General features: G+C 70.0%; 27 protein-coding genes. 18 read left to right on the forward strand and 9 right to left on the reverse strand.

The window, feature by feature from the left end; translation table 11 throughout:
- Positions 1-155: 155 nt before the first annotated feature.
- Positions 156-1433 (forward strand): MFS transporter, encoded by a 1278-nt coding sequence (locus ACZ7M7_RS11525; protein ID WP_472115103.1) that lies wholly within the window; start codon positions 156-158, stop codon positions 1431-1433.
- Here the strand turns inward: ACZ7M7_RS11525 and ACZ7M7_RS11530 are convergent.
- Entirely contained in the window at positions 1403-2107 is a 705-nt protein-coding gene (locus ACZ7M7_RS11530) for a PepSY domain-containing protein (RefSeq protein ID WP_472115106.1), read from the reverse strand. The genes ACZ7M7_RS11525 and ACZ7M7_RS11530 overlap by 31 nt on opposite strands.
- A gap of 149 nt (positions 2108-2256) precedes the next feature.
- Between ACZ7M7_RS11530 and ACZ7M7_RS11535 the strand changes: the two genes are divergently transcribed.
- Together ACZ7M7_RS11535 and ACZ7M7_RS11540 are read left to right on the forward strand one after the other, a co-directional pair.
- Positions 2257-2925: a response regulator transcription factor gene (locus tag ACZ7M7_RS11535; RefSeq protein WP_451169568.1), complete on the forward strand. Its 669-nt coding sequence runs from the start codon at positions 2257-2259 to the stop codon at positions 2923-2925.
- Positions 2922-4391 (forward strand): sensor histidine kinase, encoded by a 1470-nt coding sequence (locus tag ACZ7M7_RS11540; RefSeq protein ID WP_472115109.1) that lies wholly within the window; start codon positions 2922-2924, stop codon positions 4389-4391. The genes ACZ7M7_RS11535 and ACZ7M7_RS11540 overlap by 4 nt, the downstream gene beginning before the upstream one ends.
- Before the next feature lie 15 nt (positions 4392-4406).
- On the opposite strand, the gene ACZ7M7_RS11545 is transcribed toward ACZ7M7_RS11540, so the two are convergent.
- The 5 genes from ACZ7M7_RS11545 to ACZ7M7_RS11565 all read right to left on the reverse strand — a co-directional run bounded on the left by ACZ7M7_RS11545 (position 4407) and on the right by ACZ7M7_RS11565 (position 7467).
- Positions 4407-4883 (reverse strand): MarR family winged helix-turn-helix transcriptional regulator, encoded by a 477-nt coding sequence (locus ACZ7M7_RS11545; protein ID WP_383602498.1) that lies wholly within the window; start codon positions 4881-4883, stop codon positions 4407-4409.
- A 101-nt stretch (positions 4884-4984) separates the two neighbouring features.
- The gene (locus ACZ7M7_RS11550) at positions 4985-5740 is read right to left on the reverse strand and encodes an AIM24 family protein (RefSeq protein ID WP_383603718.1); all 756 of its coding nucleotides are present in this window, start codon (positions 5738-5740) and stop codon (positions 4985-4987) included.
- Positions 5741-5784: 44 nt separating this feature from the next.
- Complete coding sequence (locus tag ACZ7M7_RS11555) at positions 5785-6435, reverse strand: AIM24 family protein (protein ID WP_369276332.1); 651 nt, start codon at positions 6433-6435, stop codon at positions 5785-5787.
- A 1-nt stretch (position 6436) separates the two neighbouring features.
- Positions 6437-7069: an AIM24 family protein gene (locus ACZ7M7_RS11560; protein WP_383603714.1), complete on the reverse strand. Its 633-nt coding sequence runs from the start codon at positions 7067-7069 to the stop codon at positions 6437-6439.
- Positions 7070-7152: 83 nt separating this feature from the next.
- Positions 7153-7467, reverse strand: coding sequence for a DUF6191 domain-containing protein (locus ACZ7M7_RS11565; RefSeq protein ID WP_451169572.1), 315 nt, complete (start codon positions 7465-7467; stop codon positions 7153-7155).
- A gap of 176 nt (positions 7468-7643) precedes the next feature.
- Here ACZ7M7_RS11565 and ACZ7M7_RS11570 point away from each other — a divergent pair, with 176 nt between their 5' ends.
- The 9 genes from ACZ7M7_RS11570 to ACZ7M7_RS11610 all read left to right on the forward strand — a co-directional run bounded on the left by ACZ7M7_RS11570 (position 7644) and on the right by ACZ7M7_RS11610 (position 13997).
- A complete protein-coding gene (locus ACZ7M7_RS11570; RefSeq protein ID WP_383602493.1) occupies positions 7644-7988 on the forward strand; it encodes a DUF3817 domain-containing protein in 345 nt (114 codons plus the stop codon).
- Positions 7985-8278 (forward strand): MTH1187 family thiamine-binding protein, encoded by a 294-nt coding sequence (locus ACZ7M7_RS11575; RefSeq protein ID WP_383633185.1) that lies wholly within the window; start codon positions 7985-7987, stop codon positions 8276-8278. The genes ACZ7M7_RS11570 and ACZ7M7_RS11575 overlap by 4 nt, the downstream gene beginning before the upstream one ends.
- Before the next feature lie 534 nt (positions 8279-8812).
- Complete coding sequence (locus ACZ7M7_RS11580) at positions 8813-9925, forward strand: SchA/CurD-like domain-containing protein (RefSeq protein ID WP_472115113.1); 1113 nt, start codon at positions 8813-8815, stop codon at positions 9923-9925.
- Between the two features lie 44 nt (positions 9926-9969).
- A complete protein-coding gene (locus ACZ7M7_RS11585) occupies positions 9970-10434 on the forward strand; it encodes a cupin domain-containing protein (RefSeq protein ID WP_383615622.1) in 465 nt (154 codons plus the stop codon).
- Positions 10431-11702, forward strand: a complete 1272-nt coding sequence (locus tag ACZ7M7_RS11590; RefSeq protein ID WP_383615620.1) for a beta-ketoacyl-[acyl-carrier-protein] synthase family protein — start codon at positions 10431-10433, stop codon at positions 11700-11702. Before ACZ7M7_RS11585 ends, ACZ7M7_RS11590 begins: the two co-directional genes overlap by 4 nt.
- Complete coding sequence (locus tag ACZ7M7_RS11595; RefSeq protein ID WP_472115116.1) at positions 11699-12946, forward strand: ketosynthase chain-length factor; 1248 nt, start codon at positions 11699-11701, stop codon at positions 12944-12946. Before ACZ7M7_RS11590 ends, ACZ7M7_RS11595 begins: the two co-directional genes overlap by 4 nt.
- Before the next feature lie 19 nt (positions 12947-12965).
- On the forward strand, positions 12966-13232 hold the full coding sequence (locus ACZ7M7_RS11600) for an acyl carrier protein (protein WP_383615614.1): 267 nt from the start codon (positions 12966-12968) through the stop codon (positions 13230-13232).
- 1 nt (position 13233) lies between these two features.
- Positions 13234-13689: an SRPBCC family protein gene (locus ACZ7M7_RS11605; protein ID WP_328423314.1), complete on the forward strand. Its 456-nt coding sequence runs from the start codon at positions 13234-13236 to the stop codon at positions 13687-13689.
- A complete protein-coding gene (locus ACZ7M7_RS11610) occupies positions 13674-13997 on the forward strand; it encodes a TcmI family type II polyketide cyclase (RefSeq protein WP_383615611.1) in 324 nt (107 codons plus the stop codon). Before ACZ7M7_RS11605 ends, ACZ7M7_RS11610 begins: the two co-directional genes overlap by 16 nt.
- 90 nt (positions 13998-14087) lie before the next feature.
- On the opposite strand, the gene ACZ7M7_RS11615 is transcribed toward ACZ7M7_RS11610, so the two are convergent.
- On the reverse strand, positions 14088-15053 hold the full coding sequence (locus tag ACZ7M7_RS11615) for an amidohydrolase family protein (protein WP_472115120.1): 966 nt from the start codon (positions 15051-15053) through the stop codon (positions 14088-14090).
- Positions 15054-15094: 41 nt separating this feature from the next.
- Complete coding sequence (locus tag ACZ7M7_RS11620; protein ID WP_383615605.1) at positions 15095-16726, reverse strand: FAD-dependent oxidoreductase; 1632 nt, start codon at positions 16724-16726, stop codon at positions 15095-15097.
- Between the two features lie 157 nt (positions 16727-16883).
- Here ACZ7M7_RS11620 and ACZ7M7_RS11625 point away from each other — a divergent pair, with 157 nt between their 5' ends.
- The 5 genes from ACZ7M7_RS11625 to ACZ7M7_RS11645 all read left to right on the forward strand — a co-directional run bounded on the left by ACZ7M7_RS11625 (position 16884) and on the right by ACZ7M7_RS11645 (position 21205).
- A complete protein-coding gene (locus ACZ7M7_RS11625; RefSeq protein ID WP_472115123.1) occupies positions 16884-18152 on the forward strand; it encodes a cytochrome P450 family protein in 1269 nt (422 codons plus the stop codon).
- 14 nt (positions 18153-18166) lie between these two features.
- Positions 18167-18472 (forward strand): antibiotic biosynthesis monooxygenase family protein, encoded by a 306-nt coding sequence (locus ACZ7M7_RS11630; RefSeq protein WP_383615599.1) that lies wholly within the window; start codon positions 18167-18169, stop codon positions 18470-18472.
- Positions 18473-18546: 74 nt separating this feature from the next.
- The gene (locus ACZ7M7_RS11635) at positions 18547-19056 is read left to right on the forward strand and encodes a MarR family winged helix-turn-helix transcriptional regulator (RefSeq protein WP_383615596.1); all 510 of its coding nucleotides are present in this window, start codon (positions 18547-18549) and stop codon (positions 19054-19056) included.
- Positions 19057-19099: 43 nt separating this feature from the next.
- Positions 19100-19432: a DUF3817 domain-containing protein gene (locus ACZ7M7_RS11640; RefSeq protein WP_383615593.1), complete on the forward strand. Its 333-nt coding sequence runs from the start codon at positions 19100-19102 to the stop codon at positions 19430-19432.
- A gap of 72 nt (positions 19433-19504) precedes the next feature.
- Positions 19505-21205 (forward strand): acyl-CoA mutase large subunit family protein, encoded by a 1701-nt coding sequence (locus ACZ7M7_RS11645; RefSeq protein WP_427839877.1) that lies wholly within the window; start codon positions 19505-19507, stop codon positions 21203-21205.
- A gap of 12 nt (positions 21206-21217) precedes the next feature.
- Here the strand turns inward: ACZ7M7_RS11645 and ACZ7M7_RS11650 are convergent, their stop codons facing one another.
- A complete protein-coding gene (locus tag ACZ7M7_RS11650; protein WP_383615587.1) occupies positions 21218-21835 on the reverse strand; it encodes a TetR/AcrR family transcriptional regulator in 618 nt (205 codons plus the stop codon).
- 211 nt (positions 21836-22046) lie between these two features.
- Here ACZ7M7_RS11650 and ACZ7M7_RS11655 point away from each other — a divergent pair, with 211 nt between their 5' ends.
- Complete coding sequence (locus tag ACZ7M7_RS11655; RefSeq protein ID WP_472115128.1) at positions 22047-23021, forward strand: tetratricopeptide repeat protein; 975 nt, start codon at positions 22047-22049, stop codon at positions 23019-23021.
- Positions 23022-23302: the final 281 nt, after the last annotated feature.

Here is a 23302-nt window from a genome sequence, read left to right on the forward strand (position 1 = left end):
CCCATGGTCAACTGCCGCCCTCCGCTGCTAGGTTGACCCGCATGTACCTCCTCATGGCATAGGGCACGCCTGCCCGCGCACGGTGAACGACCGCTCGGTCGTGACCGGCGCGGCGATACGGCGTCCCCTTTTCCGCCTCGAGTCGAGGAACTCCCGTGTCTTCCACGCATGTCGTGCGGCCTTCGTATGCCGCCGTTCTCCGGATCCCCCATGCCCGCCGTACCTTCGTCGCAGCCCTGATCGGCCGGCTGTCGTACGGCATCGCCCCGCTGTCCGTGATGCTCGCCGTGACCCGGGCCTCCGGGTCGTACGCGGTGGCGGGCGTGGTGATGGCGCTGTTCTCCGCGACCAGCGTCTTCCTGTCGCCCGCGAGGGCGGCCCTCATCGACCGGTACGGGCCGCGCAGGGCGCTCGTGCCGATGGTCGCGGCCCACACCGGGCTGCTCGGTCTGCTGGCGGTGCTCCTCTGGCGTCCCGGCGCCGCCTCGCCCCTCGCCGTCGCTGCCGTCAGCGGCCTCGCCGGTGCCTGCACTCCGCCGCTCGGGCCCACCATGCGGGCCGTGTGGGGGCGGCTGGCGCCGGACCGGGCGATGATGCAGCGGGCATACAGTCTCGACGCCGTCGCGGAGGAACTGCTCTTCGTCTCGGGGCCGTTGCTGGTGGGCCTGCTCGTCGGGTTCGCTCCGCCGGCGGCCGGCATCGTCGTGGGCGCGGCGCTGATGGTGGTGGGAACCGCCGGGTTCGTGTCGTCGCCCGCGGTGAGTGCCGTGCCGGCCGGCGGGCGCGAGCCGGGGTCGGACGCGGCCGGGCGGCGGGTGCTGCGCGGACTGGGCCGGCCGGTGATCGCCGCGGCGGCGGTCGGCCTGGCACTGGGCGTGGCCGATCTGCTGGTCGTGGCCTTCGCGGAGGGGCACGGTCACGGCGCCGGCGGCGCGGCCTGGGTGCTCGCCGCCCTGTCCGCCGGAAGCGCCGTCGGCGGGCTGCTCAACGGGGCCGTCGAGTGGCGGGCCTCAGCCGGGACCAGGCTGTCCGTGCAGGCGGCCGGACTGGGGCTGGCGCTGTGCGGTGCCGGGCTGGCGCAGGGGCTCGGCACCCTGGCCGTGGCGGTCGCGGTCGCCGGTGTCTTCGTGTCCCCGCTGATCACCACCGCGTACCTCATCGCCGACGAGACCGCCGCGCCCGAGGCCCGGGTCCAGGCCGGGGCCTGGGTCAACACGGCTGTCAACGCGGGCATCACGGGCGGTGCCGCGGCGGCCGGCGTGCTCGTCGGGTGGCTGCCGGCGGGGGTGTGCTTCGCGGTCACCGGTGCGCTGATGCTGGTGACGGCGGTGGCCGTGGCCCGCGGCGCGGCACGCGAAAAGGGGTACGGGACATCCCGTACCCCTGGTATGACGCGCCGACGTCAGTCGTCGTCGCCGTCGCGGTCGTCCTGACCGTTGTCCTGGGCGGTGTCGTCGTCGTGGTCCTGGGTGACCTTGCCGGTCTTGAGGTCGACCTTCCACTCGCCCTTCGTGGTCTCCACGCTCCACGCCGCGGGCCCGTCGTCGTCCAGGTCGACGTCGGTCACGGTGCCCTTCGCCGCGCCGGCCTCGGCGGCCTCGCGGGCGTCCACGCTCGCGCCCTTCAGCGCGGCGAGGTCCTCGCGGCCGTCGTTGTCATCGTCGTCGTCGCGATGGGCGCCGACGACCTTGGCGGTGTCGGGGGAGACCAGGACGCTGTACTCGGTGCCGTCGCCCTTGACGACGTTCACGTCCCAGGCGCCGGCGCCGGCGCCGTCGTCGTCCCGGTCGGCGGAGACGGCGGTGCCTGGCGTGTTCTTCAGCGCGGCGGCGATCGCGTCGGCGGCCGTGATCTTGGAGCCGCGGGCCTCGGTGGCGTCGTCGTTCCGGTCGTCCGCGGTGTCGTTGCGGTCGTCGGTCGCGTCGTCCCGGTCGTCGGCCGCTTCATTGCGGTCATCGGCGTCGTCGTTACGGTCGTCGGCGATCCGGACGCTCGTCTGACGCTGGGTGGGCGCGTCGCCGTCGTCGGCCGACGCGTAGGCCGCGACGGTGCCGCCGCCGATCAGAGCCGCGGCGGTGACGGTGGCGATGACGATGTTGCGCTTCATGGGGTTCCCTCCCGGGCGTTGCGTTTCGCGTCGTTTCGTGTGACTTCATGTCGCTTCGTTTCGACGAGAACCAATCTGCCGAACCGACGCTGAGAGGAACCTGAAACCCCCTGAAGAGATCTTCAGCTTCGCTTTGCCAGGCTGTACGCATGCGCCTGTTGATCGTGGAGGACGAGAAGCGGCTGGCCCTGTCGCTCGCCAAGGGCCTGACCGCCGAGGGATACGCCGTGGACGTCGTCCACGACGGCCGGGAAGGGCTGTACCGGGCCTCGGAGGGGGCGTACGACCTCGTGATCCTCGACATCATGCTGCCCGGCATGAACGGCTACCGCGTCTGCGCCGCCCTGCGCGCCGCCGGCCACGACGTGCCGATCCTGATGCTCACCGCCAAGGACGGCGAGTACGACGAGGCCGAGGGGCTGGACACCGGCGCCGACGACTACCTGACCAAGCCGTTCTCGTACGTCGTCCTCGTCGCCCGCGTCAAGGCGCTGCTGCGGCGCGGGGGCCAGGGTGCCGGGGCCTCGCCCGTGCACGTCCACGGCGACCTCAAGGTCGACACCGCCGCCCGCCGGGTCTTCCTCGGCGACGACGAAGTGTCCCTCACCACCAAGGAGTTCTCGGTCCTGGAGCAGCTCGTGCTGCGGGCCGGGCAGGTGGTGTCCAAGGCCGAGATCCTGGAGCACGTCTGGGACTTCGCCTACGAGGGCGATCCGAACATCGTCGAGGTGTACGTCAGCACCCTGCGGCGCAAGCTGCGCGCGGGGCTCATCAAGACGGTCCGCGGCGCCGGGTATCGGCTGGAGGCGCAACGATGAGACGGCTCTTCGGCTCGGTCCGGTCACGGGCCACGCTCGCCGCCACCCTCGTGGTGGCCGTGGCGCTCGTCGCGGCCGGCGCGGCGGTGCTGCTGTCGCTGCGGTCCAACCTGATCGACCAGGCGGGCAACGACGCGGAGCGCACGGCGCAGAACGTCGTCGCCCAGCTCACCGCAGGGAAGCCGTACGACCAGCTGGACATCGACGACGACAGCCCGGTCCAGGTCGTCGACGCGAACGGCACGCTGCTCGCGGCCACCGAGGACCTGGAGCGGGTCAGCGGCACGGGCACCGACGCCGTGAAGCCGCAGCCGCGCAAGGGTGACACGGGGGGCACGGGCACCACCGCCGGTTCGGGTGGCGAGGACGCCGACGACGACGCGGACGACGACAAGGGTGACGCCTCGGGCGACGACACCGCCCAGGACGCCGGCGAGATCGGCGAGGTGAGCGAGCTCACCGACGGCTCCGCGACGATCGACGGCGACACCGCCGACTACCGCTTCGCCGCCGTCCCGGTGGACACCGACGACCGGGGCAAGCTCACCGTCTACGCCGGCGGCTCGCTGGAGGCCGAGCAGAGCGCCGTGAACACCGCGCTCACCGTCATGCTCATCGGCTTCCCACTGCTGCTCGGCGTCGTCGCGGCCGTGACCTGGCTGGTCACCCGGCGCGCACTGCGCCCGGTCGAGGGCATCCGGCGCGAGATGGCCGCGATCACCGCGTCCGAGGACCTCGCCCGGCGCGTGCCGGAGCCGGACACGCACGACGAGGTCGCCAGGCTCGCCCGCACCACCAACGAGACGCTGGCCGCGCTGGAGACATCTGTGGAGCGCCAGCGCCGGTTCGTCGCCGACGCCTCGCACGAGCTGCGCAGCCCGATCGCGTCCCTGCGCACCCAGCTCGAAGTGGGCGTCGCCCACCCGGAGTTGCTGGACGTGCCGGGCGCGGTGGAGGACACCGTACGACTGCAGCGCCTGGCCGCCGACCTGTTGCTGCTCGCCCGCCTGGACGCGGGGGAGGGGCCCGGCGACAAGCGGGTCGACCTGGGTGAGGTGGCGCGGCGGGAGGCGCGGGGACGGGAGAACGTGACCGTCGAGGCGGAGGTCGTCGAAGTGGCCGGGTCACGGGGACAGCTGGAGCGGGTCCTGGGGAACCTGCTCGACAACGCTCAGCGGCATGCCCGAGAGGCGGTCACCGTGTCCGTCGGGCGGGACGGGAACTGGGCGGTGGCGGCTGTGGCGGACGACGGGGACGGGGTGGCCGAGGCCGACCGGGAGCGGATCTTCGAGCGGTTCGTACGGCTGGACGAGGCCCGCACCCGCGACGACGGCGGCGCCGGGCTCGGACTCGCCATCGCCCGGGACGTGGCCGCACGCCACGGCGGCACACTCACGGTCCGCGACGCCCCGGCAGGCGGCGCCCTGTTCGAACTCCGCCTGCCGCTCGCCCAGATCCGTCAGTGAGGACTTACCCGGGTGTCACGGACGTCCGCGCTGCCCGCGCAGGTGCTCCGCGATCGGCTTCAGGCCCTTGTCGAGCTCCCCCAGGGCGTCGGTGGACAGCAGGTCGATGAAGTGCCTCCGCACGGACGCCACATGGTGCGGCGCGACCTTCTTCATCGTCTCCATGCCGTGCTCGGTGAGCACTGCGTAGAGCCCGCGGCGGTCGGACTCGCAGTTCTCACGTCGAACCAGGTTCGCGTTCTCCATGCGGGTGATCTGGTGGGAGAGGCGGCTCTTGGACTGGAGGGTGGCCGACGCGAGGTCGCTCATCCGCATCCGTACGTCCTCCGACTCGGACAGGTTCACCAGGATCTCGTAGTCGTTCATTGTCAGGCCGAACGGCTGCAGGTCTTTTTCGAGCTGGTACGTCAACAGCCTGTTGACCTCCAGGTGGGTGCGCCAGGCGCACTGCTCCGCATCGGTCAGCCAGCGGGTGGCCGTCTCGGTCTCCATGAATGAAGTCTACCTAAAAAGTTGAAAGGCGAACTAGTGAGGGTTTTCTGTGACACGACTGTGTGCGCACACGTTCGATGTCACACTCCGCAGACTACCGCTCACAGCCCGAAGCGACGCTGGAGGTCTCCCAGCTGTCCGGGAAGGCGCGGTGCCCCGGCCTGATGTGAAGGGCCTGTGTGCGTCCCTCCGGAACCAGGCACTCCGGGCTCCGGTGGAACCGCCCCCGTGGCCTGCTCGGCCATGAGGGTCTCGCTCGACTGGAGCAGGACCGTACCGGCTCCGACGAACTCGAACTGATGCTCCTCTCCGGAGGCCCCGCCGAGGCCTGTCAGTGCACGTAGACCGCCCATCACGCCGGTCATGTAGCCATGGTCGTAGTGATGGCACGGGGAGGGGCAGTCGGCCCAGCCGACGAGTGCCTGTGGGTCCACCCGGATCGGGGGTTCCATGAACACCACCGGACCGTTAGATGCGGCCACGAACTTTCCGGTTCCGATGAGTGTCAGAAAACCCGGCACGATCGATTGCTTGAGAGCAAGAGTTGGCTGAAAAGCGAGCAGGTTGCCGGAGCGAATGGTCAGGTTGCCGTCTTCGAGGTCGTACGAATTGACGTCGAAGGCCCGGTCGGCCAGCAGCATCTTCCCGCTGCCCTCCGCCACGACCCAGTCGCTCGCGTGCAGTGGCGAATGGAAGGACGTACGGACAAGTCGGTCGAGTCGGCCGTGTCCGACGCCGTTGAAGTCCATCGAGCCGTAGTAGGCGATCATCTTCCCCTTCTGCAGGAACCACTGGCTCCCCTTGAGCTCCACGCAGAAGGTGTAGGCGTTGACGTTGTCGTCGGACGGCAGCGTCATCGGGTCGAGGACCGCGGGGCCGCCGGGGGTTCCGTAGGGGGCGCTCACAGTTTCTCCTCAGACGCCTGGACATACACCGCACCGTTGCCGCTGAGCTCCAGCTGGAAGGCCTCGCCGGAGCCGCGGCCCACCATGTCGCGCCAGCCCAGGGCCGTGGACAGCTTGTTGCGTACGTCGCCGTGGTGGGCGACGTAGGCCTGGGGGTCGACGTGCACGGGGCGCTGCGGGGTGATCGGGATCTCGAAGACGCCCCCGTGCGCCATGACAGCCACGGCCCCGTGCCCCTTGAGGGTGGTCGTGAACAGCCCCTGCCCGCTGATCTGCCCGCGGACCATGCCCATCACCCCGCCCTGCGAGCCGAGGAACATCGTGCCCTGCTGAAGGGTGCCCTCGAAGGCGAGGAGGCGGTCCGCCTCGACGCACAGGGTGTCGCCGGCGAGGTTGATCACCTGGACATGGTGGCCGCCGTGCCCGAAGAGCACCGTGCCGTTGCCCTCGACGGTCATCAGCGGGGTGTCCTCGTTCGCCACCCGGCGCCCGATCATCGACATGATCCCGCCCTGGCCACCGGCCGTGTTCGGGGTGAAGGACACCTCGCCCTTGTAGGCGAGCATCGCACCGCGCTGACTGAACAGCCGCTGCCCCGACATGACGGTCGCCTCGACCATCTTGGAGTTGATCTCACGGAAGGTCATCTCAGACATCCCCCGCGATCGTATTCCGCTCACTCGGCTGTACGTACACCAGCCCGTCTCCCTCGAACCGGATCTGGAATGCCTCGCCACCGCCCTCGCCCAGGAGGGTGCGGAAGGTCACACCGGACTGGAAGGACTGCCGCAGATTCCCCTGGTGGGCCACGTAGGCTCCCGGATCGACGGTCAGCGGATACTGCGAGCTGACCCGCAGCACGACGGCCGGCCCGTCCGACATGATCGCCGCCTGGCCGTGCCCCTCGACGGTGGTCGTGAACAGCCCGTTGCCCTGCGAGGCGCCGCGCATCCCCGTGAAGGACGTGCCGGTCCGCAGCCCCCCGTCGGTCGCGAGCAGATTGCTCGACTCCACGTAGAGCTTGTCTCCCTGGAGGTTCACGAGATTGATCTCGGAGGCACGGTCCGCGAACCAGCACGTCCCATGCCCCTTCACCTCCATCAGCGTCATCTGCTCACCGGTGAGCCGCCGGGTCACCATGCCCCGGATGCCCTCACCGCCGCCGCTCATCTTCTTGAAGGCCATCTGCCCGTCGTACGCGACCATCGAGCCGTTCTTCGCCTTCACGGCATCGCCTGTCATGTCGACGGCGAGCACCTTGCTGCCTTGCAGTCGGAACATCGCCACGCAGCGAAGGTAGCCGCCGGGGCCTGCCGCCAACAGATCCCGGAGACGGACTTCACCCCTGACGGCTCCCTGAGAGGTCAGCGGTCCCGTCGCAGCCGTATGACCGCCGTGCCCCTCCCCAGATCGACGGTCGACCGCGGTGGCGCCCCGTCCTCATCCTCGTCCCGCATCACCAGGGCGCTGCGCCGCTCCTCCAACTCGCTCTGCTTCCCCGGCGAGAAGGACGCGTGCAACTGCTCGAAGCCGGTCGCGGAGATCTGCCCCTGCCGCGCGACGTTCCGCCAGGGCAGCCACCCGGCCCGCCCCGCCCGCAGCGCCAGCTGATCCAGGAAGGCGAGCACGGTGAGCAGCAGAACAAGACCCGGCAGAGTCATGAAGAAGAGAAACTGCACGCGAACCCCCTCGCCCGTCGTCAGGGACCAGCCTCCCCGGCCGCGCGGACGTTGTCACCCACCCGATGCGGACCCGGTGGCCGACGTTTGCTTCAATGGGTGAAGTTTGTGCTTGTGTTCACAAGCTGATCCGAGCCGACCGACGTCACTCCCACCGAACCCACCGAAGGTGACCCGTGGACATCAAGACCGCCACCGCCCTCCGCCGCCTCCGCCTCGTCTCGGCCCCCGAGGCGGTGTCGTTCCTGCTCCTGCTCGTCTGCTCGGTGCTGAAGCGGACCACGGACTTCAACGCGGTGCCTGCAATGGGCATGATCCACGGCGTTCTCTTCATCCTGTACGTGATCTTCTGGGCGGACGCCTGGAACCGCACCAAGTGGTCCCTGAAGACCGCCGCGCTCTACTTCGTCCTCTCCGTCCTGCCGACCGGCGGCTTCTTCGCCGACCGCAAGCTCAAGCGCGAGGCCGAGAACGCGGTGATCGCCACCCGCGCCCGCAAGGAAGGAATCGTCGGCGCATGATCGTCGCGTTTTCCGTGACGCCGCTCGGCGTCGGCGAGGACGTGGGGGAGTACGTCGCCGACGCCGTCCGCGTGGTCCGCGAGTCGGGCCTGCCCAACCGCACCGACGCGATGTTCACCTCGATCGAGGGCGACTGGGACGAAGTCATGGACGTGGTCAAGCGCGCCGTGGCAGCCGTGGAGGAACGGGCCCCGCGCGTATCACTGGTCCTCAAGGCAGACATCAGGCCCACCGTGACGGACGGCCTCACCTCCAAGGTGGAAACGGTGGAACGCCACCTGGCCGGGTAGCCGCCGGGGCAGCCCCCGCGGCGCGGCCCCGCGTACGGCGCGAAGGGGACGTGCCGGGGGTGTCCGCCCGCAGTGGCCGGCGTCAAGAAACGGCACTTCTCTGCCCGCCCCCAGCCGCCGGTCCGAGGACGGACACCCCCCGGCGCGGCCCCGACCCCCAACGCACCGTCAGGCGCCACGCGAACCCCCACTCAGCGCCACGGGCCGCCGCAGGCATCCCGGCGCAACCGCCCCGGGCATCCCGGCGCAACCGCCCCGGGCCGCCGCAGGCACCCCGGCCAACCGCCGGAGGCGACCCGCGCCTCCCCACGAACTACGCCCCGACACCCCCTTCTTGGCCCCCACCCCCGCCCCCGCCTGACGCAGCGTCGGCGGCCGGCGGACGCACGCACGCGGCCAGTTCCCCCCTTTGGCCCGCGTGGCTCGCGGACCCCAGAGCCCTGACCCACGATGAAGGCTCAGGGCCGAAACCCGCGTTCGCGCTGGTGGACACGGACGGCCGCCGCTTGCTCCCGCGAAGGAAGGGTCTGCCGGATGACCACTTCGCCCTTTACATCCCAGTCGGCGTTCGACGGCTCCAGGATGCGAGTCCTCCTTCTCGTCGACCTCCACGAAGGTGCCGAGCAACAGTTCCTGGACGCCTACGAGCACATGCGCGACCGAGTCGCGTCGGTCCCCGGTCACCTCGGTGACCAGCTGTGCCAGTCCCTGGAGAACCCGTCCCAGTGGGTCATCACGAGCGAATGGGCCACCGCCCCGCCGTACCTCGCCTGGGTGAACAGTGATGAGCATCTCGAGACGGTCCGGCCCCTGCAGAGCTGCGTCCGTGAGCTCCGCTCGATGCGGTACGGAATCGTCTGCGAGACCGGCGGCGCCCGCCCGGAAAAGGCCGGCGGACTCCAGACGGCCGTAAGGGTGGGCGACGGTGTGATCCGCCACGCCCTGACCTTCACCGTCAAGCCCGGCTCCGAGTCCAAGGTCGCGGAGATCCTCGCCGGATACGCACCGCCCGAGGCCCGCGTCGACGACACCACGCGGCTGCGCCGCACCACCCTCTTCATGCACGGCAACCGGGTCGTCCGCACAGTCGAGGTGGAGGGCGACCTGATGGCGGCCCTGCGCCACGTCTCGCGCCAGCCCGAGGTGCGGGCCGTCGAGGAGGCCCTCAACCCGCATCTGGAGCAGCACCGGGACTTGTCCGACCCCGAGTCGGCCCGGACGTTCTTCATCCGCGCCGCCATGCCGCCCGTCCACCACGTGGCCCGCGGCGGCCCGGAGCCGGACGACATCAAGCGGCACGCCCTGTACTACCCGGCCCGCAAGGGCTGCGGAATGGCGCTGGCCCGGTTGCTCTCGCAACAGGACGAGACCGCGGCGGCCGACCCGGCCGGCCCCGTGCACCGCAGCACCGTCTTCCAGCGCGAGGACATCGTCGTCCGTCTCATCGACGTACGGGGTGATCCCGAGACCGACCCGGTCATGGCGCTCGGCATCCATGGCCCGAGGAAGGCCGCCGTGCTGGCCCGGCTGCTCGACACCGACGCGCTCGGCGTGGCCGGTCCGTTCACCGGCCAACGCGAGGCGACCCGCCTCCTGACGCACGCCGACATGGCGCTGATCACCGACCGCAGGGCTGCGCAGTCCTGACCGCGCAGGGACCACCACCCCACCGAACGACCTGGAGACAGACCATGGACAAGATGCGCCCGCGCGTCGTGGACCTGAAAGAGATCGAGCCCAACCGCAAGCGCGGCGGCGACCTGCGCACCCTGCTCACCCCGGTCACGGTGGGTGCCACGAGCGGCTTCATGGGCCTGGCCATCATGCGGCCCGGCGAACGCATCAGCGAGCACTACCACCCGTACTCCGAGGAGTTCATCTACGTCGTCGAGGGGAGGCTGGAGGTCGACCTCGATGGAGAAACGTTTTCCCTGCGCTCCGACCAGGGCCTGATGATCCCCATCGACATGCGGCACCGCTTCCGCAACGTCGGTGACGAGGAGGCCCGCATGGTCTTCCACCTGGGCCCGCTCGCGCCGAACCCCAAGCTCGGCCACGTCGACACCGAGGCGCCGGAGCTCAGCGACGACATCAAGGCGTACCCGCTCGTCCAGGAGGAGGGCGGGCAGCCCGAGCGACCCGGAGTGCTCTCGTGACCCGGCGCGTGGCGGTCACCGGTATAGGTGTGGTCGCCCCCGGCGGGATCGGAGTTCCGGCGTTCTGGGACCTCCTCTCCCACGGCCGTACGGCGACCCGCGGCATCACCCTGTTCGACCCCGAGGGCCTGCGGTCCCGGATAGCCGCCGAGTGCGACTTCGAGCCCCTCGCGCACGGCCTCGAACCCGGCATCGCCGAACGCGCCGACCGGTACATACAGTTCGCCCTGGTCGCCGCACAGGAGGCCGTCACCGACAGCGGTGTCGACTTCGCCGCCGAGAACCCCTGGCGCGTGGCCGTGTCCCTGGGCAGCGCGGTGGGCGGCACGACCCGGCTGGAGCACGACTACGTCCTGGTCAGCGAGCGCGGGCAGCGCTGGGACGTCGATCACCGCAACGCCGAGCCGCAGCTGCACCGGGCGTTCTCGCCCAGCACGCTCGCGGCCGACGTCGCCGAACGGTTCGGAGCCCAGGGCCCGGTGCAGACCGTGTCCACCGGCTGCACCTCCGGACTCGACGCGGTGGGCTACGCCTTCCACACCGTCGAGGAGGGCCGCGCCGACATCTGCATAGCCGGTGCGTCGGACTCGCCGATCTCCCCGATCACCATGGCCTGCTTCGACGCCATCAAGGCCACGTCGCCCAACAACGACGACCCCGAGCACGCCTCCCGCCCCTTCGACGCCCACCGCGACGGATTCGTCATGGGCGAGGGCGCCGCCGTACTCGTCCTGGAGGAGCTGGAGCACGCCCGGGCGCGCGGCGCGCACATCTACTGCGAGATCGGCGGCTACGCCACCTTCGGCAACGCGTACCACATGACCGGACTCACCAGTGAGGGCCTGGAGATGGCCCGCGCCATCGACGACACGCTCGACCACGCGCGCGTGGACCCCACCGAGATCGACTACGTCAACGCGCACGGCTCGGGCACCCGCCAGAACGACCGGCACGAGACCGCCGCGGTGAAGAAGTCGCTGGGCTCCCACGCCTACGACACCCCGATGAGCTCGATCAAGTCCATGGTGGGCCACTCGCTCGGCGCGATCGGCGCGATCGAGGTCGTCGCCTGTGTGCTCGCGCTGGCCCGGCAGGTGGTACCGCCGACGGCGAACTACGAGACCCCGGACCCCGAGTGCGACCTGGACTACGTCCCGCGCACCGCTCGCCCCCGCAGGCTCGACAACGTGCTCTCCGTGGGCAGCGGCTTCGGCGGGTTCCAGTCCGCGGTGCTCCTGACGGGGCCGACTGGGAGGAGACGACGATGAGTGGTCAACGCACCCGGCGCACAGCGGTCACCGGAATCGGTGTGATCGCGCCCAACGGCCTGAACGCGGACACCTACTGGAAGTCCGTCAAGGAGGGCGCGAGCGTACTGGACCGGGTCACCCGGGAGGGCTGCGAGCACCTTCCGCTCCGCGTCGCCGGAGAGGTCCGCGGATTCGACCCGGCGGCGCTGATCGAGGAGACCTTCCTCGTCCAGACCGACAAGTTCACCCACTTCGCACTGGCCGCCGCCGACGCCGCCCTGCAGGACGCGGGACTCAGCAGCAGCGCCGCCGACTCGCCGTACTCGGTCGGTGTGGTCACCGCGGCCGGGTCCGGCGGCGGCGAGTTCGGCCAGCGGGAACTGCAGAAGCTGTGGGGCAAGGGATCCCGGTTCGTCGGGCCCTACCAGTCCATCGCCTGGTTCTACGCCGCCAGCACGGGCCAGATCTCCATCCGCAAGGGCTTCAAGGGCCCCTGCGGGGTGGTGGCCAGCGACGAGGCGGGCGGCCTGGACGCCGTCGCGCACGCCGCGCGGGCGGTGCACCGGGGCACGGACGTGGTAGTGGTCGGCGCCGCCGAGGCGCCGCTCGCCCCGTACTCGGGGGTCTGCCAGCTCGGCTACCCCGAGCTCAGCACCGTCGAGGACCCGGCCCGCGCCTACCGTCCCTTCACCACGGCGGCCTGCGGTTTCGTGCCCGCCGAAGGCGGTGCCGTGCTGGTCGTGGAGGACCTGGACCGGGCACAGCACCGGGAGGCGGCCGTCCGGGCCACCGTGGCGGGACACGCGGCCACATTCACGGGTGCCTCGCGCTGGGACCTGTCGCGGGAGGGCCTCGCGCAGGCCATTCGCGTCGCCCTCGACGAGGCCGGCTGCGCGCCGGAGGAGATCGACGTGGTCTTCGCCGACGCGATGGGCGTGCCCGCCGCGGACCGTGCGGAGGCGCTCGCCCTCGCCGACGCCCTCGGCCGGCACGGCACCCAAGTGCCGGTCACCGCCCCCAAGACCGGCATCGGGCGGTCGTACTGCGGGGCGCCCCTGCTGGACATCGTGGCCGCGGTGCAGGCCATGGAGCACGGGCAGATACCGCCGACGCCGGGCGTCTTCGACATCTGCCACGACATCGACCTGGTGACCGGCACGGCACGCCCGGCAGAGCTCCGCACGGCCCTGGTCCTCAGCCGGGGACTGATGGGCTCCAACGCGGCGCTGGTCCTTCGCCGGGGCCCCGAATCCTCCGCATAGAACGACAAGGAGAACCCTCATGACCACCGGAGTCACCCAAGTGACCGTCGCCGAGCTGGCCGCGCTGATGAAGCAGGCCGCCGGCGTGTCCGTCGACCCGCAGGAGCTCGAAGCGCGGGCGGAGACGCCCTTCTCCGAGTTCGGGCTCGACTCGCTCGGCCTCCTCGGCATCGTGGGCGAGCTGGAGAACCGGCACGGCCAGGCGCTGCCCACCGACGCGGAGCGCTGCAAGAGCCCCCGCGCCTTCCTCGCCCTCGTCAACGGCAGCCTCACGACAGGAGCCTGAAGTGGCCGGACACACCGAGAACGAAATCACCATCGCCGCTCCCGTCGACCTCGTCTGGGACATGACGAACGACCTGGCGAGATGGCCCCAGCTGTTCAGCGAGTACGCGTCCTGCGACGTGCTGTCCCGCGAGGGCGACACGGTGACCTTCCGCCTGACCATGCACCCCGACGAGAACGGCAAGGTGTGGAGCTGGGTCTCGGAACGGGTGGCCGACCGCGAGAAGCTCGTCGTGCGCGCCCGCAGGGTCGAGACCGGCCCCTTCGAGTACATGAACATCGTGTGGGAGTACGAGGAGACCCCGGCCGGCACCCGGATGCACTGGACGCAGGACTTCGCCATGAAGCCCGACGCGCCGGTGGACGACGCCGGGATGACGGACATCATCAACCGCAACTCACCCATCCAGATGGCGCTCATCCGCGACCGTGTGGAGGCCGCATGCACCACGCACTGATCGTCGCCAGGATGGCCCCGCAGTCCGCCTCGGACATCGCGGGCGTCTTCGCGGCCTCGGACCGCGGCGAACTCCCGCACCTCGTCGGGGTGACCCAGCGTTCGCTGTTCCAGTTCGGCGATGTGTACATGCACTACATCGAGGCCGAGCAGGACCCGGGCCCCGCCATCGCGAAGGTGGCCGGGCACCCCGAGTTCGTCGACATCAGCAGGAAGCTCGAGGCGTTCGTCAGCCCGTACGACCCGCAGACCTGGCGGAGTCCGAAGGACGCGATGGCGCAGCGTTTCTACCACTGGTCGAGGGACTGAACGTCGAGGGACCGCACCTCGCGGACCTGAACGGGGAAAGCCGCCGCCCGCGCCGAACAGGCGCGGGCGGCGGCTTTGTCGTGCGGCCGGTCACCGACGGGCGAGCCCCGGCATCAGCCGCAGCGCGTTCTCCCGGTTGATGCCCTGGAGCTGCTGCTCCGTGAGGAAGGGGTCGGCGTCCAGCGCGGGTGTCACGCTGTCGGTGATGACGTGAGCGGGCGTGGGCGGCCAGTCCGTGCCGAAGAGGATGCGGTCGGGGTCCACCGTCGCCAGCAGGGTGGGCGTGGCGGACGGTGACATGGGGCCGGCCGTGTCGAAGTAGAACCGGTGCAGGTAGTCACGGACCCGGCCGGGCTCGATCGGGGGGTTGATGCGGGCACCGAACAGGTCGAGACGGGTGGCCATGTAGGGGAGGAAGCCCCCTCCGTGCGGCAGGACGAAGCTGAGGTTCGGGTAGCGGTCCAGGGTGCCGTTGCGGATGAGGTTGATCGCCGCGCGGGTGGTGTCCAGCAGGAAGTCGCACACGAAGGGCGGCATCCCCGGCAGCCCCGCCTCGCCGTCCTTGCCGGCCTGCACCTCCATGGGGTGCGTGCTGATGACCGCCGAGCGCTCGTTCAGCTCCTGCAGGAGCCGGTCGTGCGACTCGTCGCCCAGGAAGACGCCGTTCACGCTCGTGCGTGTGCTCACCCCGATGGCACCGAGCTCGTCGAGGCCGTGGCGCACGCTCCACGAGGAGAGTTCCAGGTCGTCGAGGAAGACGGGCGTGAAGAAGGCGAAGCGGGCGGGGTGGGACTCGACGACGTCGGCCGCCGCCCGCAGGGCGACGCGTGCGCTCTCCTGGCGCTCGGCCCGCTCACGGAGCCGGCCCAGCATCGCGACGGTCATCACGGACGTGCCGATGCCGTTCTTGTCCATGACCTCCAGCGCCGTGTTCAGGTCCCAGCGGGTCCACCAGGGCAGCTTCTCGCGGCTGACGACACCCCGTTCCTCGGCCCAGTCCAGCCAGGCCGGGGCGGTGAAGTGGTGGTGGACGTCGATGCGTCCGGCAAGGGTCATAACAACGTCCTCGGTGTGGGTTGTTCAGGGGTGACGGGGGTTCAGTCGCGGCAGAGCAGGGTCTGCAGCACGTTCGTCAGGACGCGGTCGGCGTCCGGCATCGCGGCGTCCGCCCGCCAGGCGACGAAGCCGTCCGGGCGTACGAGAACGGCGCCGTCCTCGGCCGTGCCGTGCAGCTCCGCCCAGTCGGCGTCCGTGTCGGGGACGAGGTCGTGGTCGGGTCCCGTACCCACGAGGTACGCCTCGACCGGGACGCCCAGGTTCAGGGAGGCCTTCTCCACCGCGGTCCGCCACTTCTGTCCGCCGGAGCCGGCGAGGAGCACGAAGGAGCGCTCGTACAGATCGAGCGTGGAGATCCGGCCGCCCCCTCGCATGACCCACATGTGCGGCGCACGGCTGCCCGGTTCGCCGCCCAGCTGGAAGGTGTCGGGCACGATCGGCTGCTCCGGGTGGGCACCCACCACGGCGTTCGACGCGTACCGGTAGCACAGGGCGACGGTCATCAGGTCCGCCGGGTCGTTGTTGCGGCCCGCGGCGGGGCTGAATCCCGGGTGCTGTTCGTCGGCCGCCTGGACGCATGCGCGGGTGCCGGTCGCGAGGGCGACGGGCCGCCGTTCCTGCTCGTAGGAGTCGAGCAACGGCCGGCCGGCCCAGCCGCGCAGCACCGAGGCCAGCTTCCAGGCGAGGTTGTGGGCGTCCTGGATTCCGGTGTTGGAGCCGAACGCCCCGGTGGGCGGCATCTCGTGGGCCGAGTCGCCGGCCAGGAAGACCCGGCCCTCGCCGTAGCTGTCCGCGACCCGCTTCGACGCGTGCCACGGCGCCTTGCCGGTGATCTCGACGTCGATGTCCGATGCGCCGACGGCGGCGCGGATGTGGGCCGCGAGCCTCTCGTCGGTGAAGTCCTCCAGCTCCTCACCCCGGTCGGGATACCAGGGAACGTGGATCACCCAGCGCTCCTTGTTGTCCACCGGCAGCAGGGCGCCCTCCCCGTCGGGGTCGGTGACGTAGCAGACAACGAATCGTTTCTCTCCGACGTACTCCTTCAGTGCCCTGCTGCGGAACGTGACGCTGACGTTGTGGAACAGCTCGCCCGGCCCCGACTGGCCGATCCCCAGGTGCGTGCGGATGGGGCTTCTGGGGCCGTCGGCGGCCACCAGGAAGTCGGCGTTCACGGTGTAGGTCTCACCGGTCTCGCGGCGCCTGACCCGGGCCTGCACTCCGTCCGCGTTCTCCGTGAAGGAGAGCAGCTCCGAGTTGAAGCGGATGTCGGAGCCCTGCTCGCGGGCGTAGCTCAACAGCACCGGCTCGAGGTCGTTCTGACTGCACAGGCACCAGTCCGCGGAACTGACCCGGGAGATGTCCATGCCGCCGGAGATGTCCCCGATGATCCAGCGGCGCTCCTGCCCGGTGAGCTTGTCCACCTGGAGGATGCCGTCGTTCCCGGAGAGAACGCGGGCCGCCTCCCGGATGCCCGACTCCAGGCCGGCGGTCCGGTAGATCTCCATGGTGCGCACGTTGTTGCCACGGCCACGCGGGTGCGTCGATGTCCCGGCATGCCGCTCCACGAGCATGTGCTCAATTCCGAGGCGTCCCAGGAAAACCGAAGTGGAAAGACCCACCAGGGAGCCGCCGACGATAAGAACTGGTACCGATTCCGCTTCGTGTCCGCTCACGTCGTCGATATTTACCAGTTCGGACTCCGGTCCACACGTCCTCAGACGACCCGACCCATTTGGCGCAGTGCCGTTTGCGGCGTGGTGCCGCCCGGGAAACGGTGGCACTGACCGACGGAATCCGACCGCCGGAATCCACGCCTACCCGGGGACAGTCATGACGCAAGCGTTCGCATCCGAGGAATCCGGGGCACTGTCGCCCGAAGAGGCCGCGGCCGCGGCCTCGGCGTGCAGCCGGGAGTTCCGCGCCAATCCGCATCCCGTGTACGCCACGCTGCGGGAAACGGCACCCGTCTGCCCGATGAAGCCGCCGCACGGCGTCGAGACGTACCTCATCACGCGGTACGACGACGGCCGCGCCGCGCTGGCCGACCCCCGGCTGAGCAAGGACATGTACGGCGCCATCGACGCCTACCACCGCATCTTCGGTGACTCGTCGATCGCGCTGGACGACAACATGCTGTTCTCGGACCCGCCGAAGCACACGAGGCTGCGCAGGATCGTCGGCAGTACGTTCACTCCGAAAAGAGTGGAATCGCTGCGCACCCGGATCCAGGAGATCACCGACGGGCTGCTGGACCAATGCCCGACGTCGGGTCCGTTCAATCTGCTCCCGGAGTTCTGCTTCCCGCTGCCGCTGCAGGTGATCTGTGAACTCCTGGGCGTCCCGGAAAACGAGCGCAAACAGGCGCAGGAATGGTCGGCGACCGTCGCGCAGACCGGTTTCGGACCGGAGGCGAGAAAGGCGCTGGAAATCGCCGAGGGAAATCTCCGCGAGTATCTGGTGGAGCTGTGCGCACGAAAGCGGAAGCAGCCGGACTCGGGCCTGCTCAGCGCGCTCGTGACGGCCAAGGACCAGGAAGGCGCGCTCACCGACAGCGAACTCGTGTCGACGGCGTGGGTGCTCCTCTTCGCGGGCCACAAGACGACGGCGTACCAGATCGGCAACACCGTCTACCACCTGCTCAGCCGCCCGGAGCAGAAGCGGCTGGCACTGCGGGACGACGCCTCCCTGGCCGCGGCGATCGAGGAGATCTTCCGCTTCGAGAGTTCCGTGGAGAACTCCACCTTCCGCTGGGCGAAGGAGGACATCGTCATCCGCGACCAGCTCATCCCCAAGGGTGCGCTCGTCCAGATCTCGATCACCGGCGCCAACCGTGACCCTGAGGTGTTCGCCGACCCGAACGAGCTGGACGTCCAGCGTCCGAACGCCCAGGCCGCGCATCTCGCCTTCGGCTACGGCCCGCACTACTGCGCCGGCGCACCGCTGGCCCGGCTGGAGATCCAGCTCGCCCTCGGCACCCTGTTCCGGCGGCACCCGCAGATGGCCCTGGCCGTGGCACCGGAGGAAGCGCGCTGGATGACCGTACCGTTCCCCGCTTTCCGCGGACTTGCGGAACTGCCGGTCGTCCTCGACCCGTCCTGACGGGAGCACCTCGGATGGAACGAGTGCGGGTCATTCGGCTGCTCCATGTGCGCGAGGGCCGGGAAGCGGACTTCGTGGACTCCTACCAGGGCGTGCTCGAACGTGCCGTGCGTGCGCCCGGGCACCTCGGCGAACAGTTGTGCCGCTCCCTCGACGATCCCGCTCGATGGCTGCTGACCAGCGAGTGGGAGAGCATGGACTCCGTCAAGCGGTGGCGGACCGACCCCGACCACCAGACGCTGGTCGAGCCGATGAACGCCTGTCTGCACGACGACCGGTGGACGGGGGTCTTCCAGGTCCGGGACCTGGTGGCCGAGTAGAGCGGCGGCAGGGCAGGGGACCGAAGGGCGAGACGGGGCTGACCAGCATGTGACCGGCCGGTAAGGTCGGTCCCGTGCCGAAGCCGCTCAGTCTTCCCTTCGACCCCATCGCCCGCGCCGACGAACTCTGGAAGCAGCGCTGGGGAAGCGTGCCCTCCATGGCCGCCATCACCTCGATCATGCGTGCACAGCAGATCCTGCTCGCCGAGGTGGACGCGGTGGTCAAGCCGTACGGGCTGACGTTCGCGCGGTACGAGGCGCTGGTGCTGCTCAACTTCTCCAAGGCCGGGGAACTGCCGATGTCCAAGATCGGCGAGCGGCTCATGGTGCATCCCACGTCCGTGACGAACACGGTCGACCGGCTGGTCAAGTCGGGTCTGGTCGACAAGCGGCCCAACCCCAACGACGGGCGCGGCACACTCGCCTCCATCACCGACAAGGGCCGGGAGGTCGTCGAGGCGGCCACCCGCGACCTGATGGCCATGGACTTCGGCCTCGGGGCGTACGACGCCGAGGAGTGCGCGGAGATCTTCGCGATGCTGCGCCCGCTGCGGGTGGCGGCCCACGACTTCGACGAGAGCTGACCCCCGGCAAGATCTCCCGGAACGCCTCGTTACGCTCTTACGCATGAAGAAGAGCGTCCTGACCCGCTACCGGGTGATGGCCTACGTCACCGCCGTGATGCTGCTCGTGCTGTGCACCTGCATGGTGTTCAAGTACGGCTTCGACATGGGCGAGGACGTCACCTTCGCCGTCTCCCAGGTCCACGGCTTCCTCTACATCATCTACCTGGTCTTCGCCTTCGACCTCGGCTCCAAGGCCAAGTGGTCGTTCGGCAAGCTGCTGTGGGTGCTGCTCTCCGGGACGATTCCCCTCGCCGCCTTCTTCGTCGAGCGCAAGGTCACCCAGGAGGTCGAACCCCTGGTCAGCGACCCGGCTCCGGCTGTCGCCAAGGCCTGACGCCACCGCCGTACGTGCGCGTACGGCGGTCTGCCATCGACATTTACTTGGACGTCCTAGTAAATTTGAAGCATGGACGCTGACGCCATCGATGAGGGCCGCCGTCGCTGGCAGGCCCGGTACGACTCCGCGCGCAAGCGCGACGGTGATTTCACCACGCTCTCCGGGGACCCCGTGGAGCCGGTGTACGGGCCCAGGCCCGGGGACAGGTACGAGGGCTTCGAGCGGATCGGGTGGCCCGGGGAGTACCCCTTCACGCGCGGGCTGTATCCGACCGGCTACCGAGGGCGGACGTGGACCATCCGGCAGTTCGCCGGGTTCGGGAACGCCGAGCAGACCAACGAGCGGTACAAGATGATCCTCGGCAACGGCGGAGGCGGTCTCTCGGTCGCCTTCGACATGCCGACGCTCATGGGCCGCGACTCCGACGACCCGCGTTCGCTGGGCGAGGTCGGGCACTGCGGTGTCGCCATCGACTCGGCCGCCGACATGGAGGTCCTGTTCAAGGACATCCCGCTCGGCGACGTGACGACCTCCATGACCATCAGCGGTCCGGCCGTTCCCGTCTTCTGCATGTACCTGGTGGCGGCCGAGCGCCAGGGTGTCGACCCGGCCGTGCTCAACGGCACGCTGCAGACCGACATCTTCAAGGAGTACATCGCCCAGAAGGAGTGGCTCTTCCAGCCCGAGCCGCACCTGCGCCTCATCGGCGACCTCATGGAGCACTGCGCGGCCGGCATCCCCGCCTACAAGCCGCTGTCCGTCTCCGGCTACCACATCCGCGAGGCCGGAGCGACGGCCGCGCAGGAGCTGGCGTACACACTGGCGGACGGCTTCGGGTACGTCGAGCTGGGGCTCTCGCGCGGGCTGGACGTCGACGTGTTCGCGCCCGGACTGTCCTTCTTCTTCGACGCGCACCTCGACTTCTTCGAGGAGATCGCCAAGTTCCGCGCCGCCCGCCGCATCTGGGCGCGCTGGATGCGGGACGTGTACGGGGCGAAGAGCGACAAGGCGCAGTGGCTGCGCTTCCACACGCAGACCGCCGGTGTCTCGCTGACCGCCCAGCAGCCGTACAACAACGTCGTACGTACGGCCGTGGAGGCGCTCGCCGCCGTCCTCGGCGGGACGAACTCGCTGCACACCAACGCCCTCGACGAGACCCTCGCCCTGCCGTCCGAGCAGGCCGCCGAGATCGCCCTGCGCACCCAGCAGGTGCTCATGGAGGAGACCGGGGTCGCCAATGTGGCCGACCCGCTGGGCGGTGCGTGGTTCGTCGAGCAGCTGACCGACCGGATCGAGGCCGATGCCGAGAAGATCTTCGAGCAGATAAGGGAGCGCGGGCTGCGGGCGCACCCCGACGGCCGGCACCCGATCGGGCCGATCACGTCCGGGATCCTGCGGGGCATCGAGGACGGCTGGTTCACCGGCGAGATCGCCGAGTCGGCGTTCCGGTATCAGCAGTCGCTGGAGAAGGGTGACAAGAGGGTCGTCGGGGTCAACGCGCACACCGGCTCCGTCACCGGCGACCTGGAGATCCTGCGGGTCAGCCACGAGGTGGAGCGGGAGCAGGTACGGGTGCTGGGCGCCCGCCGGGACGCCCGGGACGACGCGGCCGTACGCACGGCGCTCGACGCGATGATCGCCGCCGCCCGCGACGGGTCCAACATGATCGAGCCGATGCTGGACGCGGTACGGGCCGAGGCGACGCTGGGCGAGATCTGCGGCGTGCTGCGGGACGAGTGGGGGGTGTACACGGAGCCGCCGGGGTTCTGACCCCGCACAGCTCTACGCGGCGCCGGTGAGGCCGAGGAGCAGCACGCGCGTGAAGCCGTGCACCCACTCCTCGTCGGCGGGCTCCGCGCTGACCAGGGTGCGGTGCACCACCGCACCCGCCACCACGTCGAAGATCAGGTCCGCGGTGCGCGCGGCTTCCTCCGGGTCCGTCTCCGGGGGAAGCTCGCCGCGTTCCTGGGCCCGGGAGCGGCCCTGCATGACCAGGCCCTTCTGACGCTCGACGATGGAGTGGCGGATGCGCTCGCGCAGAGCGTCGTCGCGCGTCGATTCGGCGACCACCGCCATCAGCCCGCTCTTCGCCTCGGGGCGCGCCAGAATCGCCGCGAACTGCAGGACCACGCCCTCGATGTCGGCGGCCAGGGAACCTCGGTCGGGGAGCTCCAGCTCGTCGAAGAGCTCGGCCACCGCGTCGACCACCAGCTCGTTCTTGCCGGACCAGCGGCGATAAAGAGTCGTCTTTGCAACCCCCGCGCGTGTTGCCACGTCTCCCAAGGTGAGCTTGGACCAGCCCAGTTCGACCAGAGCCTCACGCGTCGCGGCCAGGATCGCGGTGTCCGCGGCGGCGCTGCGCGGGCGGCCGGGACGGGGGGCGGCGGTGCGGCTCTGCATCCCATGACCATATCCGGGCAGTTCCTGTGTGGTCGTGAGGGAGATCACGGGATGGTGGTGTTCCGGAACCCCGCACTGCCATTACGCTACGAGTCGTAGCGAAAGCGATGACCACTGACGCCGGGTGGGGACCCGGCGTCGAACAGCAGCGGGCCGGACCGGCTTTCGGGCCGTTTTCACATGCGCGGGCGGAACGGGGGAGGATAGACGCATGCAGCCACGGAACATGTCCATGAGCGGAGTCGTCGACCTCGCCGCGGTGAAGGCGGCCCAGGAGGCCAAGGCGAAGGCGGAGCAGGCACGTGCCGAGTCCGCCCGGCAGGGCGGGGGAGGGGCCGTGTCGCCCGCGGACCTCGTCATCGATGTGGATGAGGCGGGGTTCGAGCGGGACGTCCTGCAGCGGTCCGCCGAGGTGCCCGTCGTCATCGACTTCTGGGCCGAGTGGTGCGAGCCCTGCAAGCAGCTCAGCCCACTGCTGGAGCGCCTCGCCGCCGAGTACGCCGGGCGGTTCATGCTCGCCAAGATCGACGTCGACGCCAACCAGATGCTGATGCAGCAGTTCGGTGTGCAGGGCATTCCGGCCGTGTTCGCCGTCGTCGCCGGACAGGCGCTGCCCCTCTTCCAGGGCGCGGCCGGTGAGGCGCAGATCCGCGAGACGCTGGACCAGCTCGTCGCCGTCGCCGAGCAGCGCTTCGGCCTGACCGGCCTCACAGTCGACCCGGACGCCGAGCACGGGAGCGCCCAGTCCGCTCCCGCCGTGCCGGCCGGTCCGTACGACGCGTTGCTGGAGGCCGCCGTACAGGCCCTGGACGCGGGCGACTTCGGCGGCGCCGTGCAGGCGTACAAGAACGTGCTGAGCGAGGACCCGGCCAACATGGAGGCCAAACTGGGTCTGGCGCAGGCCGAGTTGCTGCAGCGCGTGCAGGGTGTCGACCCGCAGCAGGTGCGCAAGGACGCCGCCGAGAAGCCGGCCGACGCGCAGGCGCAGATCGCCGCCGCCGACCTGGACCTCGTGGGCGGCCATGTCGAGGACGCTTTCGGACGGCTCATCGAGACCGTGCAGCGCACGGTGGGTGACGACCGGGACACCGTACGGATCCGGCTGCTGGAGCTCTTCGAGGTCGTGGGCGGCGAGGACCCGCGCGTGGCGGCGGCCCGCAGGGCGCTGGCGCGCGCCCTGTTCTGACCGGGGCTTCGAGCGGGGCGGTGGCCCCGTTCTGACCAGTAACTAAACGCGAGGGCGCGTGTTGCCCGAGTGAAGGATTTTGCCGACAGGGCATCAGAGCGGCCGCGCTTTACCAAATCTTGGTAATCGCGGCCGCAGTTACTGCGGGTAAGTCAAAGCCGTCGTTCTGTCGGATTCTGTCCGGTGATTAATGGACTTGTCCGGCCACCTGGAACCACCCTGAGTCGCTGTCCGAGACCGGCAGGTCGTTGTTCGGTTATCCGCCCGTTACTACCGAGTAA

Source organism: Streptomyces sp. NPDC111606, from assembly GCF_055656945.1.

What these genes read in the sequence shown, in the direction of transcription:
- ACZ7M7_RS11625 (WP_472115123.1), top strand. Translation starts at nt 16,884, where the DNA reads ATGACGCAAGCGTTCGCATCCGAGGAATCCGGGGCACTGTCGCCCGAA.
- ACZ7M7_RS11600 (WP_383615614.1), top strand. Translation starts at nt 12,966, where the DNA reads ATGACCACCGGAGTCACCCAAGTGACCGTCGCCGAGCTGGCCGCGCTG.
- ACZ7M7_RS11650 (WP_383615587.1), bottom strand. Translation starts at nt 21,835, where the DNA reads ATGCAGAGCCGCACCGCCGCCCCCCGTCCCGGCCGCCCGCGCAGCGCC.
- ACZ7M7_RS11555 (WP_369276332.1), bottom strand. Translation starts at nt 6,435, where the DNA reads ATGACCTTCCGTGAGATCAACTCCAAGATGGTCGAGGCGACCGTCATG.
- ACZ7M7_RS11545 (WP_383602498.1), bottom strand. Translation starts at nt 4,883, where the DNA reads ATGGAGACCGAGACGGCCACCCGCTGGCTGACCGATGCGGAGCAGTGC.
- ACZ7M7_RS11615 (WP_472115120.1), bottom strand. Translation starts at nt 15,053, where the DNA reads ATGACCCTTGCCGGACGCATCGACGTCCACCACCACTTCACCGCCCCG.
- ACZ7M7_RS11640 (WP_383615593.1), top strand. Translation starts at nt 19,100, where the DNA reads ATGAAGAAGAGCGTCCTGACCCGCTACCGGGTGATGGCCTACGTCACC.
- ACZ7M7_RS11550 (WP_383603718.1), bottom strand. Translation starts at nt 5,740, where the DNA reads ATGACGCTGCCGTCCGACGACAACGTCAACGCCTACACCTTCTGCGTG.
- ACZ7M7_RS11540 (WP_472115109.1), top strand. Translation starts at nt 2,922, where the DNA reads ATGAGACGGCTCTTCGGCTCGGTCCGGTCACGGGCCACGCTCGCCGCC.
- ACZ7M7_RS11645 (WP_427839877.1), top strand. Translation starts at nt 19,505, where the DNA reads ATGGACGCTGACGCCATCGATGAGGGCCGCCGTCGCTGGCAGGCCCGG.
- ACZ7M7_RS11610 (WP_383615611.1), top strand. Translation starts at nt 13,674, where the DNA reads ATGCACCACGCACTGATCGTCGCCAGGATGGCCCCGCAGTCCGCCTCG.
- ACZ7M7_RS11575 (WP_383633185.1), top strand. Translation starts at nt 7,985, where the DNA reads ATGATCGTCGCGTTTTCCGTGACGCCGCTCGGCGTCGGCGAGGACGTG.
- ACZ7M7_RS11580 (WP_472115113.1), top strand. Translation starts at nt 8,813, where the DNA reads ATGACCACTTCGCCCTTTACATCCCAGTCGGCGTTCGACGGCTCCAGG.
- ACZ7M7_RS11585 (WP_383615622.1), top strand. Translation starts at nt 9,970, where the DNA reads ATGGACAAGATGCGCCCGCGCGTCGTGGACCTGAAAGAGATCGAGCCC.
- ACZ7M7_RS11630 (WP_383615599.1), top strand. Translation starts at nt 18,167, where the DNA reads ATGGAACGAGTGCGGGTCATTCGGCTGCTCCATGTGCGCGAGGGCCGG.
- ACZ7M7_RS11530 (WP_472115106.1), bottom strand. Translation starts at nt 2,107, where the DNA reads ATGAAGCGCAACATCGTCATCGCCACCGTCACCGCCGCGGCTCTGATC.
- ACZ7M7_RS11595 (WP_472115116.1), top strand. Translation starts at nt 11,699, where the DNA reads ATGAGTGGTCAACGCACCCGGCGCACAGCGGTCACCGGAATCGGTGTG.
- ACZ7M7_RS11560 (WP_383603714.1), bottom strand. Translation starts at nt 7,069, where the DNA reads ATGTTCCGACTGCAAGGCAGCAAGGTGCTCGCCGTCGACATGACAGGC.
- ACZ7M7_RS11535 (WP_451169568.1), top strand. Translation starts at nt 2,257, where the DNA reads ATGCGCCTGTTGATCGTGGAGGACGAGAAGCGGCTGGCCCTGTCGCTC.
- ACZ7M7_RS11655 (WP_472115128.1), top strand. Translation starts at nt 22,047, where the DNA reads ATGCAGCCACGGAACATGTCCATGAGCGGAGTCGTCGACCTCGCCGCG.